This window comes from Serratia grimesii, assembly GCF_900186025.1.
In the GTDB taxonomy this organism is placed as follows: Bacteria; Pseudomonadota; Gammaproteobacteria; order Enterobacterales; family Enterobacteriaceae; genus Serratia; species Serratia grimesii.
Window position 1 is genome coordinate 331,847 of record NZ_LT883155.1, and the last position, 19,431, is coordinate 351,277.

The 19,431-nt window shown below is 54.2% G+C and carries 17 protein-coding genes and 1 riboswitch; of the genes, 8 read left to right on the forward strand and 9 right to left on the reverse strand.

All coding sequences use genetic code 11. The annotated features are described in order from the left end of the window. Nucleotides 1–50 precede the first annotated feature (50 nt). Nucleotides 51–4,274, forward strand: coding sequence for a DNA-directed RNA polymerase subunit beta' (gene rpoC, locus SGBXF1_RS01495; protein ID WP_061808681.1), 4,224 nt, complete (start codon nt 51–53; stop codon nt 4,272–4,274). A gap of 172 nt (nt 4,275–4,446) precedes the next feature. Continuing rightward, nucleotides 4,447–4,893 (forward strand): GNAT family N-acetyltransferase, encoded by a 447-nt coding sequence (locus SGBXF1_RS01500; protein ID WP_186427719.1) that lies wholly within the window; start codon nt 4,447–4,449, stop codon nt 4,891–4,893. A 418-nt stretch (nt 4,894–5,311) separates the two neighbouring features. Here SGBXF1_RS01500 and thiH read toward each other — a convergent pair whose 3' ends face one another. The 7 genes from thiH to SGBXF1_RS01535 all read right to left on the reverse strand — a co-directional run bounded on the left by thiH (nt 5,312) and on the right by SGBXF1_RS01535 (nt 11,533). Then, the gene (thiH, locus tag SGBXF1_RS01505; RefSeq protein ID WP_186427720.1) at nt 5,312–6,445 is read right to left on the reverse strand and encodes a 2-iminoacetate synthase ThiH; all 1,134 of its coding nucleotides are present in this window, start codon (nt 6,443–6,445) and stop codon (nt 5,312–5,314) included. Next, the gene (locus SGBXF1_RS01510) at nt 6,445–7,224 is read right to left on the reverse strand and encodes a thiazole synthase (protein ID WP_186427721.1); all 780 of its coding nucleotides are present in this window, start codon (nt 7,222–7,224) and stop codon (nt 6,445–6,447) included. Before SGBXF1_RS01510 ends, thiH begins: the two co-directional genes overlap by 1 nt. A 1-nt stretch (nt 7,225) precedes the next feature. Further along, a complete protein-coding gene (thiS, locus tag SGBXF1_RS01515) occupies nt 7,226–7,426 on the reverse strand; it encodes a sulfur carrier protein ThiS (RefSeq protein WP_037425771.1) in 201 nt (66 codons plus the stop codon). Further along, nucleotides 7,423–8,172, reverse strand: coding sequence for a HesA/MoeB/ThiF family protein (locus SGBXF1_RS01520; RefSeq protein WP_186427722.1), 750 nt, complete (start codon nt 8,170–8,172; stop codon nt 7,423–7,425). The genes thiS and SGBXF1_RS01520 overlap by 4 nt, the downstream gene beginning before the upstream one ends. A 4-nt stretch (nt 8,173–8,176) precedes the next feature. Then, nucleotides 8,177–8,815, reverse strand: a complete 639-nt coding sequence (gene thiE / locus SGBXF1_RS01525; protein WP_037425777.1) for a thiamine phosphate synthase — start codon at nt 8,813–8,815, stop codon at nt 8,177–8,179. After that, a complete protein-coding gene (gene thiC / locus SGBXF1_RS01530) occupies nt 8,808–10,751 on the reverse strand; it encodes a phosphomethylpyrimidine synthase ThiC (protein WP_238320998.1) in 1,944 nt (647 codons plus the stop codon). Before thiC ends, thiE begins: the two co-directional genes overlap by 8 nt. 114 nt (nt 10,752–10,865) lie before the next feature. Then, nucleotides 10,866–10,990: riboswitch (TPP riboswitch) on the reverse strand. A 39-nt stretch (nt 10,991–11,029) separates the two neighbouring features. Next, the gene (locus tag SGBXF1_RS01535) at nt 11,030–11,533 is read right to left on the reverse strand and encodes an Rsd/AlgQ family anti-sigma factor (RefSeq protein WP_037425780.1); all 504 of its coding nucleotides are present in this window, start codon (nt 11,531–11,533) and stop codon (nt 11,030–11,032) included. A 99-nt stretch (nt 11,534–11,632) separates the two neighbouring features. Between SGBXF1_RS01535 and nudC the strand changes: the two genes are divergently transcribed. From nudC to SGBXF1_RS01565, 6 genes are all read left to right on the forward strand, one after another. Further along, entirely contained in the window at nt 11,633–12,400 is a 768-nt protein-coding gene (gene nudC / locus SGBXF1_RS01540) for an NAD(+) diphosphatase (RefSeq protein ID WP_061808688.1), read from the forward strand. 38 nt (nt 12,401–12,438) lie between these two features. Further along, nucleotides 12,439–13,503, forward strand: a complete 1,065-nt coding sequence (gene hemE / locus SGBXF1_RS01545; protein ID WP_037425786.1) for a uroporphyrinogen decarboxylase — start codon at nt 12,439–12,441, stop codon at nt 13,501–13,503. A gap of 9 nt (nt 13,504–13,512) precedes the next feature. Then, a complete protein-coding gene (gene nfi, locus SGBXF1_RS01550) occupies nt 13,513–14,199 on the forward strand; it encodes a deoxyribonuclease V (protein WP_186427723.1) in 687 nt (228 codons plus the stop codon). Nucleotides 14,200–14,247: 48 nt separating this feature from the next. Next, nucleotides 14,248–14,838, forward strand: coding sequence for a YjaG family protein (locus tag SGBXF1_RS01555; RefSeq protein ID WP_004953973.1), 591 nt, complete (start codon nt 14,248–14,250; stop codon nt 14,836–14,838). 188 nt (nt 14,839–15,026) lie between these two features. Beyond that, nucleotides 15,027–15,299 carry a nucleoid-associated protein HU-alpha gene (gene hupA, locus SGBXF1_RS01560; protein WP_012004757.1) on the forward strand — a complete coding sequence of 91 codons (273 nt, stop codon included), beginning with the start codon at nt 15,027–15,029 and terminating at the stop codon, nt 15,297–15,299. Between the two features lie 69 nt (nt 15,300–15,368). After that, nucleotides 15,369–16,007 (forward strand): DUF1481 domain-containing protein, encoded by a 639-nt coding sequence (locus tag SGBXF1_RS01565; protein WP_238320999.1) that lies wholly within the window; start codon nt 15,369–15,371, stop codon nt 16,005–16,007. A gap of 45 nt (nt 16,008–16,052) precedes the next feature. Here the strand turns inward: SGBXF1_RS01565 and purD are convergent, their stop codons facing one another. Continuing rightward, on the reverse strand, nt 16,053–17,336 hold the full coding sequence (purD, locus tag SGBXF1_RS01570; protein WP_186427724.1) for a phosphoribosylamine--glycine ligase: 1,284 nt from the start codon (nt 17,334–17,336) through the stop codon (nt 16,053–16,055). A gap of 48 nt (nt 17,337–17,384) precedes the next feature. After that, nucleotides 17,385–18,974, reverse strand: a complete 1,590-nt coding sequence (purH, locus tag SGBXF1_RS01575) for a bifunctional phosphoribosylaminoimidazolecarboxamide formyltransferase/IMP cyclohydrolase (RefSeq protein WP_130383145.1) — start codon at nt 18,972–18,974, stop codon at nt 17,385–17,387. Between the last annotated feature and the right edge of the window lie 457 nt (nt 18,975–19,431).

Below are 19,431 nucleotides of genomic sequence, written 5' to 3' on the forward strand. Positions count from 1 at the left end.
CGATTTGTCAGCGTGCGCCCAACAGGTTTAACTCCGACAGGAGCCAATCCGTGAAAGACTTATTGAAGTTTCTGAAAGCGCAAACTAAGACCGAAGAGTTTGATGCGATCAAGATTGCTCTGGCATCGCCAGATATGATCCGTTCGTGGTCGTTCGGTGAAGTTAAGAAGCCGGAAACCATTAACTACCGTACGTTCAAACCAGAACGTGACGGCCTTTTCTGTGCCCGTATCTTTGGGCCGGTAAAAGACTACGAGTGCCTGTGCGGTAAGTACAAGCGCTTAAAACACCGCGGCGTGATTTGTGAGAAGTGCGGCGTTGAAGTGACCCAGACCAAAGTGCGTCGTGAGCGCATGGGCCACATCGAACTGGCTTCACCAACTGCGCACATCTGGTTCCTGAAATCGCTGCCATCTCGCATCGGTTTGCTGCTGGATATGCCGCTGCGTGACATCGAACGTGTACTGTACTTCGAATCCTATGTGGTTGTTGAAGGCGGTATGACCAACCTCGAGCGTCGTCAGATCCTGACTGAAGAGCAGTATCTGGATGCGCTGGAAGAGTTCGGTGACGAATTCGACGCCAAGATGGGTGCGGAAGCTATTCAGGCCCTGTTGAAAAACATGGATCTGGAAGCTGAGTGCGAGCAGCTGCGTGAAGAGCTGAACGAAACCAACTCCGAAACCAAGCGTAAGAAGCTGACCAAGCGTATCAAGCTGCTGGAAGCGTTCGTACAGTCTGGCAACAAGCCAGAGTGGATGATCCTGACCGTGCTGCCGGTACTGCCGCCGGATCTGCGTCCGCTGGTTCCGTTGGATGGTGGTCGTTTCGCGACTTCAGATCTGAACGATCTGTATCGCCGCGTGATCAACCGTAACAACCGTCTGAAACGCCTGCTGGATCTGGCCGCGCCTGACATCATCGTGCGCAACGAAAAGCGTATGCTGCAAGAAGCGGTAGATGCCCTGCTGGATAACGGTCGTCGCGGTCGTGCTATCACTGGTTCTAACAAGCGTCCTCTGAAATCTTTGGCCGACATGATCAAAGGTAAGCAGGGTCGTTTCCGTCAGAACTTGTTGGGTAAACGTGTTGACTACTCTGGTCGTTCTGTAATCACCGTAGGTCCATACCTGCGTCTGCATCAGTGCGGTCTGCCTAAGAAAATGGCACTTGAGCTGTTCAAACCGTTCATCTACGGCAAGTTGGAGCTGCGTGGCCTGGCCACCACCATCAAAGCCGCCAAGAAAATGGTTGAGCGCGAAGAAGCTGTCGTTTGGGACATCCTGGACGAAGTTATCCGCGAACACCCGGTACTGCTGAACCGTGCACCAACTCTGCACCGTTTGGGTATCCAGGCGTTTGAACCGGTTCTGATCGAAGGCAAGGCAATCCAGCTGCACCCGCTGGTTTGTGCGGCATACAACGCCGACTTCGATGGTGACCAAATGGCTGTTCACGTACCGTTGACGCTGGAAGCTCAGCTGGAAGCGCGTGCGTTGATGATGTCTACCAACAACATCCTGTCACCTGCGAACGGCGAGCCAATCATCGTTCCTTCTCAGGACGTTGTATTGGGTCTGTACTACATGACCCGTGACTGTGTTAACGCCAAAGGCGAAGGCATGGTGTTGAGCGGTCCGAAAGAAGCTGAGCGTATTTATCGCGCCGGTTTGGCCTCTCTGCATGCGCGTGTAAAAGTGCGTATCACTGAAGAGATCAAGAACACCGAAGGCGAGTCTGTTCACCAGACTTCGATCATCGACACTACCGTAGGTCGCGCCATCCTGTGGATGATCGTACCACGCGGTCTGCCGTATTCGATCGTTAACCAGCCTTTGGGCAAAAAAGCTATCTCCAAGATGCTGAACACCTGTTACCGCATCCTGGGCCTGAAGCCGACCGTTATCTTTGCTGACCAGATCATGTACACCGGTTTTGCTTACGCAGCCCGTTCAGGTGCTTCCGTAGGTATCGATGACATGGTTATCCCGGCTAAGAAAGCGGAGATCATCGAAGAAGCAGAAACCGAAGTTGCTGAAATCCAGGAGCAGTTCCAGTCTGGTTTGGTAACTGCCGGCGAACGCTACAACAAAGTGATCGATATCTGGGCTGCGGCAAACGAACGTGTTGCTAAAGCGATGATGGAAAACCTGTCGGTAGAAGACGTGGTTAACCGTGACGGCGAAGTGGAACAACAAGTTTCCTTCAACAGCATCTTTATGATGGCCGACTCCGGTGCGCGTGGTTCTGCTGCACAGATTCGTCAGCTGGCCGGTATGCGTGGCCTGATGGCTAAGCCAGATGGTTCCATCATCGAAACGCCAATCACTGCGAACTTCCGTGAAGGTCTGAACGTACTCCAGTACTTCATCTCCACGCACGGTGCTCGTAAAGGTCTGGCGGATACCGCATTGAAAACGGCTAACTCCGGTTATCTGACTCGTCGTCTGGTTGACGTGGCGCAGGATCTGGTTGTAACCGAAGACGACTGTGGTACTCACAACGGCATCATGATGACTCCGGTTATCGAAGGTGGTGACGTTAAAGAGCCACTGCGCGAACGCGTTCTGGGTCGTGTGACTGCAGAAGATGTCATCAAGCCGGGTACGGCTGACATCCTTGTACCACGCAACACCCTGCTGAACGAGAAGACGTGTGACCTGTTGGAAGAGAACTCTGTCGACAGCGTTAAAGTCCGTTCCGTAGTTAGCTGTGAAACCGACTTTGGTGTGTGTGCAAACTGCTATGGTCGCGACCTGGCACGTGGTCACATCATCAACAAAGGCGAAGCTATCGGCGTTATCGCGGCACAGTCAATCGGTGAGCCAGGTACACAGCTGACGATGCGTACGTTCCACATCGGTGGTGCGGCATCTCGTGCGGCTGCTGAATCCAGCATCCAGGTGAAAAACAAGGGTACGCTGAAGCTGAGCAATGTGAAGTTCGTAATGAACGCCGCAGGCAAGCTGGTGATTACCTCTCGTAACACCGAACTGAAGCTGATCGACGAATTCGGCCGTACTAAAGAAAGCTACAAAGTGCCTTACGGCTCTGTCATGGGCAAAGGTGACGGTGCAGAAGTTAACGGCGGCGAAACCGTTGCTAACTGGGATCCGCACACCATGCCAGTTATCACCGAAGTGAGTGGTTTCATCCGCTTCGCTGATATGGTTGACGGCCAGACCATTACACGCCAGACCGACGAACTGACCGGTTTGTCTTCTCTGGTCGTACTGGACAGCGCAGAGCGTACCGGTAGCGGTAAAGATCTGCGTCCGGCACTGAAAATCGTTGATGCCAAAGGCGACGATGTATTGATCCCAGGTACTGATATGCCTGCTCAATACTTCCTGCCAGGTAAAGCGATTGTGCAGCTGGAAGACGGCATTCAGATCGGTGCGGGTGATACCCTGGCGCGTATTCCTCAGGAATCCGGCGGTACCAAGGATATTACCGGTGGTCTGCCACGCGTTGCGGATCTGTTCGAAGCACGTCGTCCGAAAGAACCGGCAATCCTGGCTGAAATCAGCGGGATTATCTCGTTCGGTAAAGAGACCAAAGGCAAACGTCGCCTGGTAATCTCCCCACTGGACGGCAGCGACGCTTACGAAGAGATGATTCCAAAATGGCGTCAGCTCAACGTGTTTGAAGGCGAAGTTGTGGAACGTGGTGACGTTGTTTCTGACGGCCCAGAGTCTCCACACGACATTCTGCGTCTGCGTGGTGTGCATGCGGTTACCCGCTACATTACCAACGAAGTGCAGGAAGTTTACCGTCTGCAAGGCGTTAAGATTAACGATAAGCACATTGAAGTTATCGTGCGTCAGATGCTGCGTAAAGGCACCATCGTTAGCGCTGGTAGCACCGAGTTCCTGGAAGGCGAGCAGGCTGAAGTATCTCGCGTTAAGATTGCCAACCGTCAGCTTGCTGCTGAAGGTAAAATCGAGGCAACCTTCTCACGTGATCTGCTGGGTATCACCAAGGCTTCCTTGGCGACCGAGTCCTTCATCTCCGCAGCATCGTTCCAGGAAACGACGCGCGTTCTGACCGAAGCGGCAGTTGCCGGTAAGCGTGATGAACTGCGTGGCCTGAAAGAGAACGTCATCGTGGGCCGTCTGATTCCAGCCGGTACCGGTTACGCTTATCACCAGGACCGTATGCGTCGTAAAGCACAGGGTGAAGCACCAGTTGTTCCGCAGGTGAGCGCGGAAGAAGCAACGGCTAACCTGGCTGAACTGCTGAACGCAGGCTTGGGTGGCGGCAACAACGATTAATCGTTGAATGCACCATAGGTTCCGGTATTCCGTGACCTTGCCAGATAAACCGCTCCTTCGGGGGCGGTTTTTTTTTGCCGGCTCCCTCAGAGGCATTCTTTGCTACTATGAAGAAACCCGAGATAATGGCTAAAATCGCCTGTGTGCTATGCCAACCACGGATTGTACAGATATGGACAGCCTGCTCACCTTCGAAAAACTTGTCCCAAAACACTTGCCTTACCTGTATGAAATCAGATTTTCTGTCGAAGAAAATCCACTTCATCCTCACCAGATCCAATACCTTCAGAGAACCCAGGCGCTGGATGATATCAATCAGGGCGGTGGCTGGATTTGCAAATATGGTGAAGATTACGCCGGCGTCGGTTTTGGCCTCTTTATTCCAGAACCTTTGATCGGTGGGCTGTTTGTTAAGCCGGAATATCAGTCGAAAGGTATAGGCTCCGCCTTACTGAACGCTGTAACGGCATGGTTGTTTGATAATGGAGCTGAAGAAATCCATCTCACTACCGATCCAGGTTCCAGGGCTGAGGTGTTTTATCTGCGGCGCGGTTGGGTTGCCATTGGCAAGGATGAATTTGGTCAGGCGGAACTGGTTAAGCGTAAAGATGATAAGTAATGAAAATCAGAGGACTGACAGTATTATTTCTGATGTCTCTGTTTAGTGCGCCGCTCTATGCGGGCGTTGATTATTTCTATCTTAAAAAGAACGATGGCGACCACTACATCCGGTGCCACCACGCCTTCTCGTCCCAAAATCACTGCTTGTGAAGTGCCCTGAGCGACAATGCGCTCGCCTGCGCTAAAAATATGTGAGGGGAGTCATGTTAGAGGTCCCGGAGTCACGCGGGAGGGTAATCCGACGTGATCCGGGTAAGGGTAAGGCGAAGCCGCCGGGAAGGTGACGGCTCCGGCTGGCACCGGGTTTGGCAGCCAGCAGCGACACTATAGCGGGGCTGATTTGCCTTGCCAGCGATGTCGACAGCTTCTGAGTAGCGCTTCCATCACTTTTCCCACAATGTCATAGGTGTTACAGCTTATTGCGGGCTTCGCCCCAAATATCCGTCCCAGTCTTTCCACACCGGCTGTAAGCCGGCGTCACTGATGGCTTGTGCCACCTGCTGCGGGGTACGGCCATCGTGGGGTTCAAACTGTTCCAGCTCCGGTGGCACGTCGTCGGCATATCCGCCAGGCTGGGTTTTGGATCCGGCACTGACACTGTTGATTGCCACCGGGATCATATGATCGCGGAAGAACGGTGACTCACGTGTCGACAAAGACAGCTCTACGTCGGGGGCGAACAGCCGGAAGGCACAGATTAGCTGCACTAATTGCGGTTCACTCATGATCGACGCCGGTTCGATACCGCCGGCACAGGGCCGCAGGCGCGGGAACGAGATCGAGTAGCGACTTTGCCAGTAGGTTTGCTGCAGGTAGAACAGGTGTTCAGCCAGCATATAGCAGTCGGTACGCCAACTATTGGACAGCCCGATCAGTGCACCGAGACCGATCTTATCGATCCCGGCCTGCCCCAGGCGATCCGGCGTGGCCAGCCGCCAATGAAAGTCCTGCTTCTGCCCACGGAGGTGGTGCTGCAGATAAGTGGTGGGATGATAGGTTTCCTGATACACCAACACGCCATCCAACCCCAGTGCTTTCAAGTCGGCATACTCTTCTTGCGCCAGCGGCTGCACTTCCATCATCAGCGAGCTGAAATGGCGCCGGATCGCTGGAATATGCTGGCGAAAATAATCCATGCCCACTTTTGTTTGGTGCTCGCCGGTCACTAACAGCAAATGCTCGAAACCCAGCGCCTTAATCGCCAGACACTCGCGTTCGATCTCGGCAGCATCCAGGGTTTTACGCTTGATGCGATTGCTCATCGAAAAGCCGCAGTAGGTGCAGTCGTTGGCGCATAGGTTGGACAGGTACAGCGGTACATAGAAGCTGACCACATTGCCAAAACGTTGACGCGTCATCTGCTGCGCACGCTGCGCGAGCGGTTCCAGATAATTCGCAGCAGCGGGGGAGATCAATGCCATAAAATCTTCGCGTGTCAGCTTGTCCACATTCAACGCATGCTCCACGTCGCGCACGGTTTTGCTGTTGATACGTAAAGTTATATCGTCCCAATCCAATTGCTGCCAGCGGAGACTGAAGTCATCTGCCATCACAACGTCTCCCCAGTCTGACTGAGAAAAGCAGTCAATGGGCTGGAGGCTATTGCATTGTGTTGGCTACCGCCCAAACCGGCCTGACGCGCCAGTTCACCTGCTTCCAGTGCCAGACGGAATGCCCGAGCCATCTGCACTGGCTCGTGTGCTACGGCGATAGCGGTATTGACCAGCACGGCATCGGCACCCAGCTCCATCGCTTCTAACGCATGGCTTGGCGCACCGATACCGGCATCCACCACCACCGGCACTTTGGCCTGCTCGATAATGATCTCCAGGAAGTCGCGGGTGCGCAAACCACGGTTGGAACCGATTGGCGCGCCGAGCGGCATTACTGCCGCACAACCTGCTTCTTCGAGACGTTTGCATAACACCGGATCAGCGCCGCAGTAAGGCAGCACGACAAAGCCGTCTTTCACCAACGTTTCCGCTGCTTTCAGGGTTTCAATTGGATCCGGCAGCAGGTATTTCACATCGGGGTGAATTTCTAGTTTCACCCAATGTGTGCCAAGGGCTTCACGTGCCAGTCGGGCGGCAAACACAGCTTCTGCGGCAGTTTTTGCGCCGGAGGTATTCGGCAGCAGGCGAACACCCAGTTGCTGTAGCGGCGCCAGAATGGCGTCATTGCCACCGCGTAGATCAACACGCTTCATTGCCATGGTCACTAGCTGGGAACCGGAGGCTTGCAGGGCGTCCAGCATCAGCGTAGGGGTGGCGAATTTTCCGGTCCCGGTAAATAGGCGTGAAGTAAAAGTGGTATCGGCGATTTTTAACATGTCAGCCTCCAGCGATGGCCTGAAACAGCAGGATGTCATCACCGTCTTGCACCAAGTGGTTAACCCAGTCTGCACGCGGGATGATGGTTTGGTTGATAGCCAGTGCAGTACCTGGCTGGTGGCGTTCCAACTGCTCGAGTAGAGCGTCGACGCTCAGTGGCTGCGCCAATTCCAATGGCTGGTCATTTAGCCTGATTTTCATGCTGTCCCTCCGCACACCGCGCAGGTGCTAGCCAGGCTAAGTTGCAAGGTGCTCCAGCTTTGTTGTTTACCGTCGAATAACCGCAGTTTTCCGCTGAGTGACGAAGGCATGCCCGCTAGCATTTTGATCGCCTCCAGTGCTTGCAGCGTCCCAATGACGCCAACTACCGGACCGAGTACGCCAGCGGTTCGGCAGTTGCGTTGGGGTTCCGTTTGCTCTGGATACAAGCAGGCATAGCAACCCTGGGCATAGGGTGGCTCAATCACCAACAATTGGCCGCTGAAACCTACTGCACTGCCACTGATCAGCGGCTTGCCGGCTTTGATGCAGGCGGCATTCACCGCATGGCGGGTTTCCATGTTATCGCTACAATCCAAAATTAAATCAGCGCGTTGTACGGCACGCTGTAACACCTCCCCCTGCAAACGCTGTTCCAGCGCGATGGATTCGACCATCGGGTTCAGCGCCTGTAGCTGGTGCTTTGCCAGAGCGGCTTTGCTTTGGGAAACGTCGGGGCTGCGATAGAGGATTTGACGCTGCAAATTGGTGACGTGCAGCCTGTCGTCATCGGCCAGCAGCAAGGTACCAACACCGGCTGCCGCTAAATAGAGTGAGGCGGGGGAGCCTAATCCCCCTAACCCGACAATCAGTGCCGTCGAACCTTTTAGTTTCTCCTGGCCGGCTGGGCCAATGTCTTCCAGCAGCAATTGGCGGCTGTAACGCAGAAACTCTTGATCGTTCAACATGGCGCTACTCCTTGCCTTCGATCAACTGCAGCAGTTGGGCGGTGGCGGCACGCCAGTCTGCGGCCTGAGTAATTGCGCTGACGACGGCCACGCTGCCAACGCCACAATCCAGTACGGCTGCTACGCGATCGATACTGATCCCGCCGATCGCTACCGTTGGGTAGTCACTCAACCCGGCGACATGGCGCTTTAACTCCACCAGACCCTGTGGGGCGGAAGGCATATCTTTGGTTTGCGTCGGAAAAATATGCCCCAGCGCGATATAGGAAGGTTTCACCGCAATGGCGCGGGCCAGTTCGGCATCGTCGTGGGTGGAAACGCCCAAACGCAATCCGGCGCGGTGAATAGCTGCCAGATCGGTGGTATCCAGATCTTCCTGACCGAGATGAACGCCATAGGCACCGTGTTTAATCGCCAACTGCCAGTAGTCATTGATGAACAACCGTGCGTTATACCGTTTACCGAGGGCAATGGCTGTGGCGATATCCTCTTCGACCTGCTCATCCGGCAAATCCTTAATCCGCAGTTGAATCGTGGTGACACCGGCTTCCAATAGACGGGCAATCCATTCAACGCTGTCGACGACAGGGTATAACCCCAACTTGTGCGGCGTGGCGGGGAAAGGTGTGTTGATATCAGTCATTGCGAAGTTCCTCCTGCAGATTACTGGCGCTGTGGTATAGCTCACTACCGCGTGAGCGGAACTCGGCCGACATTTTCTCCATACCGGTTATCTGCACTTCTACTGGTTTGGCGGCTTCCTGGGCTGCGGCATAGTCACGCACTTCCTGCGAGATTTTCATCGAGCAGAATTTGGGCCCACACATGGAACAAAAATGGGCGATTTTGCCGGATTCCTGCGGTAGGGTTTCATCGTGATAAGCACGTGCGGTAGCTGGATCGAGTGCCAGGTTGAACTGATCTTCCCAGCGAAATTCGAAGCGTGCTTTTGACATGGCGTTATCGCGGATCTGCGCACCGGGATGGCCTTTGGCCAGATCAGCAGCGTGGGCGGCAATCTTGTAGGTGATCAGTCCCTGTTTGACGTCTTCTTTGTTCGGCAGGCCGAGGTGTTCCTTTGGCGTCACGTAGCAGAGCATGGCACAGCCGAACCAGCCAATCATGGCGGCCCCAATACCGGAGGTGAAATGGTCATAGCCTGGGGCAATATCGGTGGTCAGAGGGCCGAGGGTGTAAAACGGTGCTTCGTGGCAGTGTTCCAACTCTTCGGTCATGTTGCGGCGGATCATCTGCATTGGCACGTGGCCGGGGCCTTCGATCATCACCTGCACGTCATATTCCCAGGCAATTTTGGTCAGCTCACCCAGGGTGTGCAGTTCGGCGAACTGCGCCTCGTCGTTGGCGTCCTGAATCGAACCCGGCCGCAGACCGTCGCCGAGGGAGAGAGAAACGTCATAGGCGGCGCAAATCTCACAGATTTCGCGGAAGTGCTGATACAAGAAGTTTTCCTGATGATGGGACAGGCACCACTTAGCCATGATCGAACCGCCGCGAGAGACGATGCCGGTCAGGCGTTTAGCGGTCATCGGCACGTAACGCAGCAGTACACCGGCGTGAATGGTGAAGTAGTCAACCCCTTGTTCTGCCTGTTCCAGCAGCGTATCGCGGAACATTTCCCAGGTGAGGTTTTCCGCCACGCCGTTCACCTTTTCCAGTGCCTGATAGATGGGCACCGTGCCAATCGGCACCGGGCTATTACGTAAGATCCATTCGCGAGTTTCGTGGATATAACGACCGGTGGATAAATCCATCACGGTGTCCGCACCCCAGCGGGTAGACCACACCAGTTTCTCGACTTCTTCCTCGATCGAAGAGGTTACTGCCGAGTTGCCGATGTTGGCGTTCACTTTCACCAGGAAGTTACGGCCGATGATCATCGGTTCGGATTCAGGGTGATTAATATTGGCAGGAATGATGGCGCGACCTGCGGCCACTTCCTGGCGGACGAATTCCGGTGTGATGTTTTCCGGCAGGTTGGCGCCCCAGCTTTGTCCTGGATGCTGGTGGCGTAATACTTCGCCGCGGATACGTTCGCGGCCCATATTTTCGCGGATGGCGATAAACTCCATTTCGGGTGTGACAGTACCGGCACGTGCGTAGTGCAACTGGGTGACACATTTGCCAGGTTGCGCCTTACGGGGCAGCGGGAGGTGTTCAAAACGCAGGTGATCCAGACCTTCATCCGCCAAGCGCTGCTGAGTGAAACCTGAACTCACGTTTTTGAGTGCTTCGGTATCACCGCGTTCGGTGATCCAACCGGCGCGTAGCTTCGCCAGGCCGGTGTGTACGTTGAGTTCAGACTGCGGATCGCCGTAAGGGCCTGCGGTGTCATACACCGGAATAGCTTCGTTCTGTTCGTACTGCGGATTGTCTTTGTCGCCACCAATCAGCGTCGGGCTGAGCTGAATTTCACGCATCGGTACCTGCAGATCGCTACGTGAGCCCTGCAAATAAATACGGCGTGAGTTGGGAAATGAAACGCCCTGTAGAGTATCAATAAACTGTTGGGCTTCTTCGCGTTGCTCTTTACGGGCACGGGGTTTTTTAACGTTAGACATAGCAAGTTCCTACCAGTGTGTTGGGTTGGGAAAGTTGCTTGTCTGGAGCTCGGAGGGAGTAATGATGCTGGCCAGCAGGGCGGGATTGTCCCAAATTTGGGCACCTGCCTGTGGCGATAGATTACTCTTGTTCCCTTCGCGGGTATTAACCCGATCAGGTTCCGCGGATCCCGAATTAACGGTCTCAGCCTGGCCAATTTGATGAACAAATCAGGCGCTAGGCACTCCGACAAGATGCCCCCCAGTATAGGAGGGATAATAAAAAACACTACAAAATTTTAACGGGCCTGATCCAACGTTGCGTCCGGCTGGGCTTGCTGCCAGGCTTCCGCAGCCAGTTGGATCAACTTATCTTCCAGGGTAAAACGTGCTGCCAGCGTTTCACCGATATCTGACAACGCCTGATGGAATTCCAGACACACATCCTGATCAATATCTACTTCGGTATAGCGATCATGGAATGCCATGATCTGCTCGGTATTCGCCCAAAGCTTGGGGTAGATATTAACTGCCAGAGACATTTTCGGACTGGATGCGCCTTCCACTTGTTTGATAATTCTGTCATAGATATGAAAATGGCCGGCAGAGAGATAATCCACCAGATTATGGCAGAAGTTCTCCAGCGCTTTTTCATTCAGCGGCGTATGCTTTTCTTTGTTCGGTTTGATACCAACGAGGGTGCAATAAGCGACCAGCAGTTGCTTGCGGGCCTGAAGCCATTGATCAACTAATTCATTACTACCACCAACGCGCTGAGTCAGGCTTTCCAAACGGTTGAGCATGTTTGACTCCGTAAGTAATAAAACGTAACAGTAAGTTATTAAAATGTAACAAGGCCGATTTGTAGAGTGCCAGTGAAGCTGAGGTTGTGCAACAACGATATGGAACTTGCATTAACGGGTAATGAAAATGGCTGGTGGATCGTCAGCCATGAAAGCAAACTTTGGTTACCGAACGGTGAATTACCGTGTGGTTTGGCCGCATCATTCTCCTTGCAGGGAAGAATGGCTCGTACTATTGGCGAATGGGAAGGGTTGCCGGTCTGGTTGGTCCGCCATGCGATGCCACAGGAAATGGGCTCGGTACGCCAACTGCTTGAAGTCGATCGCGGGTTGTTTCAACTCGCCGGACGCGGTGTGCAACTGGCCGAGTTTTATCGTTCTCATCGCTACTGTGGTTATTGCGGTCATGAGATGCATCTCAGCCGTACCGAGAGCGCCTGTCTGTGCAGCCATTGCCGGGAGCGTTACTACCCGCAAATAGCACCTTGCGTGATTGTCGCCATTCGGCGCGATGATGAGATCTTGTTGGCCCAACATGTGCGTCATCGCGGTGGTATTCATACCGTACTGGCCGGTTTTGTTGAGGTTGGCGAAACGCTGGAACAGGCGGCAGCGCGTGAGGTAATGGAGGAAAGTAACATTGAAATCAAAAACCTGCGTTATGTCACCTCGCAACCTTGGCCGTTCCCGCATTCGCTGATGATGGCCTTTATGGCCGATTACCACCGGGGTGAGATCCGTCACGATCCCAAAGAGCTGCTGAATGCCGGCTGGTACCGCTATGATCAGTTGCCACTATTGCCACCGCCTGGCACCGTGGCGCGCCGTTTGATAGAGGACACCGTAGCCTTATGCCGTGAGCAATAAATCGCTACAATACCGGCAGATGAATAAGGGAGCCCATAATGAATGAGTTGAAGAACGATCGTTACCTGCGCGCGCTGATGCGTCAGCCAGTGGATGTGACCCCCGTATGGATGATGCGTCAGGCCGGTCGTTATTTGCCGGAGTACAAAGCCACCCGCGCCGAGGCCGGTGATTTCATGTCGCTGTGCAAGAATGCGGAACTGGCCTGTGAGGTTACGTTGCAGCCACTGCGTCGTTTCCCATTAGATGCTGCCATTCTGTTCTCCGACATCCTCACCATCCCAGACGCTATGGGGCTCGGGTTGTATTTTGAAGCAGGTGAAGGCCCACGTTTCTCCTCTCCTATCACCAGCCGTGCCGATGTGGATAAGCTGCCAGCGTTCGATCCGGAAGTGGAACTGGGTTATGTGATGAATGCAGTGCGCACTATCCGTCGTGAGTTGAAAGGTGAAGTACCGCTGATCGGTTTCTCAGGCAGCCCGTGGACATTGGCAACGTATATGGTGGAAGGCGGTAGCAGCAAGGCCTTTACCAAGCTGAAAAAAATGATGTACGCCGAGCCAGCCACGCTACATTTGCTGCTCGATAAGCTGGCTGACAGTGTCATTTTGTATCTCAACGCTCAAATTAAAGCTGGTGCGCAGTCTGTGATGGTATTCGATACCTGGGGCGGCGTGCTGACGGGGCGTGACTACCGGGAGTTCTCGCTGCACTACATGCATAAAATTGTCGACGGCCTGCTGCGTGAAAATGATGGCCGGCGTGTACCGGTCACGCTGTTCACCAAAGGCGGTGGTCAGTGGTTGGAAGCCATGGCGGCAACCGGTTGTGACGCGCTCGGCCTCGACTGGACGACAGACATCGCTGATGCACGCCGTCGCGTAGGGGATAAAGTGGCGCTGCAGGGCAATATGGATCCTTCCATGCTGTATGCATCGCCTGAGCGTATTGGTCAGGAAGTCGAAACCATTCTGGCGGGCTTTGGCCACGGTGAAGGGCATGTGTTCAATTTAGGCCACGGTATTCACTTAGACGTGCCACCGGAAAACGCTGGTGCATTCGTTGAAGCCGTCCACGCGCAATCAGGGAAATACCATCGCTAAGGATCTGATGTGATTGATACTCAAATCCTGCGTGCAGAGCAACTACAGCGCGCATCAGAAGTCATTCGCCAGGATGATTTTTTGGTCGATCCGCCAGCTTTTATCGCCGGTGCCGACGTGGGCTTTGAGCTGGAGGGGGCGGTGACCCGTGCCGCCATCGCCATCCTGCGCTATCCGTCGCTGGAGTTGGTTGAATACCAAGTGGCCCGTGTTGCCACCACCATGCCCTATATCCCTGGTTTTTTATCGTTCCGTGAATACCCTGCGTTGCTTGCAGCCTGGGAGCAACTGCACCAGAAGCCTGACCTGGTTTTTGTCGACGGCCATGGGATCTCGCATCCGCGCCGCTTGGGTGTGGCCAGCCATTTCGGCCTATTGGTCAATGTGCCGACCATTGGTGTGGCCAAAAAGCGCCTGTGCGGTAAATTCGCGCCGTTGGGTGTCGAGGCTGGTTCGCTGTCACCCCTGGAAGACAAAGGTGAGCAGCTGGGTTGGGTGTGGCGCAGTAAAGCACGCTGTAACCCGCTGTTTATCTCCACTGGTCACCGCGTTGGGGCCGACAGCGCACTGGCCTGGGTACAACGTTGTATGGCGGGTTACCGTTTGCCGGAACCCACTCGCTGGGCTGATGCCATTGCCTCGCGCCGACCGGCCTTCCAGCGCTGGTTGCAGCAGCATCCAGAGATGTCGCAATGACCGATTTCGGGTACACTGCGGCGCAGATAACGCGTAAGAGAGTGAATAATGCTACGTAACCCGATTCATTTACGTCTGGAAAAGCTTGAAAGCTGGCAACATTTGACCTTTATGGCCAGTTTGTGCGAGCGTATGTACCCGAATTACCAGATGTTCTGCCTGCAAACCGAGTTCGGCGATCCGGCAATTTACCGTCGCATTCTGGATTTGGTGTGGGAAACGCTGGTGGTCAAGGACGCCAAGGTTAACTTTGACAGCCAACTGGAGAAGTTGGAAGAGGCGATCCCCTCGGCAGAAGATTACGATCTTTACGGCGTTTACCCGGCGATTGACGCCTGTATCGCATTAGGGGAACTGATCCATTCGCGACTCAGCGGGGAGACGCTAGAGCACGCCATCGCCATCAGTGAAACGTCAATTCGCACTGTGGCGATGTTGGAAATGACTCAGGCCGGTAAAGAAATGACCGACGATGAGCTGAAAGTTTTGCCTGCGGTAGAGGAAGAATGGGACATCCAATGGGAAATTTTCCGCCTGTTGGCTGACTGTGAAGAGCGTGATTTAGAGCTGATCAAAGGGTTGCGTTCTGACCTGCGAGAGGCGGCGGTAAGTAATATCGGGATAAATTTAACGCAATAAGGCAAGAAAACGTGATTTAACGCCTGATTTGTCATGCCTTAAGGCTTCACATCCGCACCCTGTCTGGTCTACATTTGGGGGGCGTAAAAAAAGTGGCTATCGGTGCGTGTATGCAGGGAGTGCTGTACATCGGCATATCCGTCGCACTCGATGCTTTGCAAACGATAAACACACTGTAAGGATAACTTATGAACAAGACTCAACTGATTGATGTAATCGCGGACAAGGCTGACCTTTCCAAAGCACAAGCTAAACTGGCTCTGGAATCTACCCTGGCTGCTATTACTGAGTCTCTGAAAGAAGGTGATGCAGTACAATTGGTTGGTTTCGGTACTTTCAAGGTAAACCACCGCAACGAGCGCACTGGTCGTAACCCGCAGACTGGTAAAGAAATCAAAATCGCAGCTGCTAACGTGCCTGCGTTCGTTTCTGGTAAAGCACTGAAAGACGCAGTTAAGTAATACTGCGTGTTCGTGAAAAGATTAAACAGGGGGGCAATCGCGCCCCTTTTGTTTATCCGACAGGCGCTTATGGCCATCGGCATTGCCGGTGCCCTGAGCGCCTGCAGCAGTCATTCCGATCTTCCTGCCTTTAGTGCCAGTGGTTATGTCGCTGATCAGGGTGTTGTCCGCCTGTGGCGTAAAGACGACGATCAGCATCGCCCAGTGGTGTTGATGAGCGTCTATAGCCCTTATCGTGGCCCGGGCACCATCACCACGCTCTACGAATATCAAAATGGCACGCTGCGCCAAATTAAGCGTACCGACGCTGATGGCGATCGTGACTCTATCCAATTGCGCTTTGCCGATGACGGTAGCGTGAGCTTTATGCAGCGCCAACTGGCCACACGGCGTGAACCACTGACCGCTGACGAAATCGCGTTGTATCAATATCAGGCGCGACGAGTGCTTGAAGTGAGCAATGCGCTACGCGCCGGTAAGGTGAAGCTGCTACAGGGGCGTTGGCAGCAAGGCGTAGTACAAACTTGCGATGGTCAGACACTGAAACCGGGGCTGGACAACAGTGCCGAAGCCTGGATTGCGCGGCGCGCCAGCAACAGCAGTCAGCCAGTGAATATAGCCTGGTTGGAAGCGCCGGAAGGAAGCGAGTTGTTGCTGGTGGCTAACGACGATTTTTGTCGCTGGGAACCGAAAGAAGACCAGCTATAAAAAAGGCCCCGCATTGCGGAGCCTAAGCGATTTTCAGCGTTCAGATCATTTGCCGCGTGAAATCGCGCGATAGCCAATGTCCTTACGGCAGAAACTTCCCGACCACTGAATGCCTTCCGCTAGCTGATAAGCACGTTGTTGTGCTTGCGCGACAGTTTCACCGAGTGCGGTTACGCACAGTACACGTCCACCGCTGGTCACCACGTCATTGCCCTGCATGCGAGTACCCGCATGGAACACCTTGCCGTCGGCGCTTTCCTGTTGCGGCAGACCTTGAATAACGTCGCCATTGTTGTAATCACCCGGATAACCGCCAGCGGCCAGTACTACGCCTAACGCAGGACGTTCGTCCCATTCAGACGTTTTCTCATCCAGTTTGCCTTCAGCACCGGCCAGACACAGTTCAACCAGATCGGAACGCAGACGCAGCATAATCGGTTGAGTTTCTGGATCGCCAAAGCGGCAGTTGAATTCAATCACCTTCGGCTGACCGTCGGCAGAGATCATCAGACCTGCATAAAGGAAGCCAACGTAGGTATTACCTTCCGCTGCCATGCCACGCACGGTTGGCCAAATAACCTGGTCCATGGCGCGCTGGTGGATTTCATCGGTGACGACCGGAGCCGGGGAGTAGGCACCCATGCCACCGGTGTTCGGGCCGGTATCACCGTCGCCGACACGTTTGTGATCCTGACTGGTGGCCATTGGCACCACGTTCTCGCCGTCGACCATCACGATAAAGCTGGCTTCCTCACCTTCAAGGAACTCTTCCACCACGATACGGTGGCCAGCATCGCCAAATGCGTTCCCGGCAAGCATGTCCTGCACTGCGTCTTCCGCTTCCTGTAACGTCATGGCGACGATCACGCCTTTGCCGGCGGCCAGACCGTCGGCCTTGATGACGATAGGGGCACCTTTGCTGCGTACATAAGCCAGCGCCGGTTCAACATCGGTAAAGTTCTGGTAGTCGGCGCTTGGGATATTATGGCGAGCCAGGAAATCTTTGGTAAAGGCTTTAGAGCCTTCTAACTGGGCTGCGGCCTGGGACGGTCCAAAGATTTTCAGACCGGCGGCCTGGAACGCGTCAACCACACCAATGACCAGCGGTGCTTCCGGCCCGACGATGGTGAGACCGATATCATGGCTCTGGGCAAAGGCAAGCAGTGCCGGGATATCGGTAGCGGAGATCGCGATGTTCTCCAAATTGCTTTCCAATGCGGTACCGGCGTTGCCCGGCGCAACATAGACTTTATCTGCCAACGGTGATTGAGCGGCTTTCCAGGCAAGTGCGTGTTCACGCCCACCATTGCCGATAATCAAAATATTCATCAGGTGCTCCACGCTAAGCGTGCGCCGTGGCGCACGCGGCAAAAGGGATTAATGGCGGAAGTGGCGCATGTCGGTAAAGATCATCGCGATACCGTGCTCGTTGGCGGCGGCAATCACTTCATCATCACGGATCGAACCGCCTGGTTGGATTACGCAGCGGATGCCCACGGCTGCGGCAGCATCAATCCCATCACGGAACGGGAAGAAAGCGTCAGATGCCATCGCGGATCCTTTGACTTCCAGACCTTCGTCAGCAGCTTTGATCCCGGCGATCTTAGCGGAGTAAACACGACTCATCTGACCGGCGCCTATGCCGATCGTCATGTTGTCACGCGCATAAACGATAGCGTTGGATTTCACAAATTTGGCGACTTTCCAGCAGAACAGCGCATCACGCAGTTCCTGTGCGGTCGGTTGACGTTCGGACACCACACGCAGATCGCTTTCATTTACCATACCCAGATCACGATCTTGCACCAGCAGGCCGCCATTGACACGTTTGAAGTCGAGAGCGGCAACGCGTTGCTGCCATTGGCCGCAGGCCAATACGCGGACGTTCTGTTTAGCGGCCAACAGAGAGCGGGCTTCCTGGCTGATGCTTGGCGCGATAATCACTTCCACAAACTGACGGCTGATGATGGCTTGCGCGGTGGCGGCGTCCAGCTCGCGGTTAAAGGCAATAATGCCACCGAAAGCAGAAGTAGGATCGGTTTGATAGGCGCGTTCATAGGCCGCCAGAATATCTTCACCGATTGCGACACCACAAGGGTTGGCGTGCTTGACGATCACGCAAGCGGGTTCGGCGAATTCTTTGACACATTCCAGTGCGGCATCGGTATCGGCGATGTTGTTGTAGGACAGCGCCTTACCTTGTAACTGTTCCGCGGTAGCGACAGAGGCTTCCTGAACATTCTCTTCTATATAGAAGGCAGCTTGCTGGTGGCTATTTTCACCGTAACGCATATCCTGCTTTTTAATGTAGTTGAGGTTCAGTGTGCGAGGGAAGCGCCCGGAAGGCTGTTGGGTCTCACCGTGGTAGGCCGGAACCAATGCGCCGAAGTAGTTGGCGATCATGCTGTCGTAAGCGGCGGTATGTTCGAAGGCTTTAATCGCCAGATCGAAACGGGTGGCGTATTGCAGCGAACCGTCGTTGTTATCCATCTCGGTAATAATAGCGGCGTAGTCGCTGCTCTTAACTACGATGGCAACGTCTTTATGGTTCTTGGCAGCGGAGCGCACCATGGTTGGGCCGCCGATGTCGATGTTCTCAACAGCATCTTCCAGTGAACAGTTCGGGCGAGCTACTGTCTGGGCGAACGGATACAGGTTTACGACCACCATATCGATCGGCTTGATGTCATGCTGGCCCATAATGGCATCGTCTTGGCCGCGACGGCCAAGAATACCGCCATGTACTTTGGGATGCAGGGTCTTTACTCGTCCGTCCATCATTTCCGGGAAGCCGGTGTAGTCGGAAACTTCGGTAACAGGCAGGCCGGCATCTGCCAGTAGGCGGGCAGTACCACCGGTGGAGAGCAGTTCAACGCCACGCTGGGAAAGCGCTTCGGCGAATTCAACGATTCCGGCTTTGTCAGAGACGCTGAGCAGAGCCCGGCGGATTGGACGAGGTTGTTGCATGGTTTTATCCCTTGGCTTTGAAGTCGCAATAAAAAGAGCGTTACGTGAATTTCCACCTTCTTCTCTCTATAAAGAAAGGTTTTTCTCTATATAAAGGGGCAAGCAGGCACAAATTCAGGTAACGCCCCCATTAAAAGGGGAGCGTTTCGTCGCGGGGAATTGTAGCGAAAACGTTTGCGTGGCGCTCGTAAATTTTCCGTGCAAATGTGTTCTGTGGATAAGTTTGTGCACAACAGGGTATAAGGAGGGGTTTTGCTGTGGAATGCAGCAAACGATCGTTTTTGTCGAAAATACCTATTGCGGCCTTCTGAGAACTCCCTATAATGCGCCTCCATCGACACGGAACATGTGAACAACTTCACAGAGTCTCCGGGGTTCGAAGAGAAAAAATCCTGAAATTTAGGGGTTGACTCTGAAAGAGGAAAGCGTAATATACGCCACCTCGAGATAGCAAGCT

Excerpts from the sequence above, each read along its gene's own strand:
- SGBXF1_RS01510 (WP_186427721.1), bottom strand. The coding sequence starts at position 7,224 with ATGTTAAAAATCGCCGATACCACTTTTACTTCACGCCTATTTACCGGG.
- SGBXF1_RS01520 (WP_186427722.1), bottom strand. The coding sequence starts at position 8,172 with ATGTTGAACGATCAAGAGTTTCTGCGTTACAGCCGCCAATTGCTGCTG.
- thiH (WP_186427720.1), bottom strand. The coding sequence starts at position 6,445 with ATGGCAGATGACTTCAGTCTCCGCTGGCAGCAATTGGATTGGGACGAT.
- SGBXF1_RS01555 (WP_004953973.1), top strand. The coding sequence starts at position 14,248 with ATGCTACGTAACCCGATTCATTTACGTCTGGAAAAGCTTGAAAGCTGG.
- SGBXF1_RS01500 (WP_186427719.1), top strand. The coding sequence starts at position 4,447 with ATGGACAGCCTGCTCACCTTCGAAAAACTTGTCCCAAAACACTTGCCT.
- nudC (WP_061808688.1), top strand. The coding sequence starts at position 11,633 with ATGGAACTTGCATTAACGGGTAATGAAAATGGCTGGTGGATCGTCAGC.
- purH (WP_130383145.1), bottom strand. The coding sequence starts at position 18,974 with ATGCAACAACCTCGTCCAATCCGCCGGGCTCTGCTCAGCGTCTCTGAC.
- SGBXF1_RS01535 (WP_037425780.1), bottom strand. The coding sequence starts at position 11,533 with ATGCTCAACCGTTTGGAAAGCCTGACTCAGCGCGTTGGTGGTAGTAAT.
- purD (WP_186427724.1), bottom strand. The coding sequence starts at position 17,336 with ATGAATATTTTGATTATCGGCAATGGTGGGCGTGAACACGCACTTGCC.
- hupA (WP_012004757.1), top strand. The coding sequence starts at position 15,027 with ATGAACAAGACTCAACTGATTGATGTAATCGCGGACAAGGCTGACCTT.
- thiC (WP_238320998.1), bottom strand. The coding sequence starts at position 10,751 with ATGTCTAACGTTAAAAAACCCCGTGCCCGTAAAGAGCAACGCGAAGAA.
- SGBXF1_RS01565 (WP_238320999.1), top strand. The coding sequence starts at position 15,369 with ATGGCCATCGGCATTGCCGGTGCCCTGAGCGCCTGCAGCAGTCATTCC.
- hemE (WP_037425786.1), top strand. The coding sequence starts at position 12,439 with ATGAATGAGTTGAAGAACGATCGTTACCTGCGCGCGCTGATGCGTCAG.
- thiS (WP_037425771.1), bottom strand. The coding sequence starts at position 7,426 with ATGAAAATCAGGCTAAATGACCAGCCATTGGAATTGGCGCAGCCACTG.
- thiE (WP_037425777.1), bottom strand. The coding sequence starts at position 8,815 with ATGACTGATATCAACACACCTTTCCCCGCCACGCCGCACAAGTTGGGG.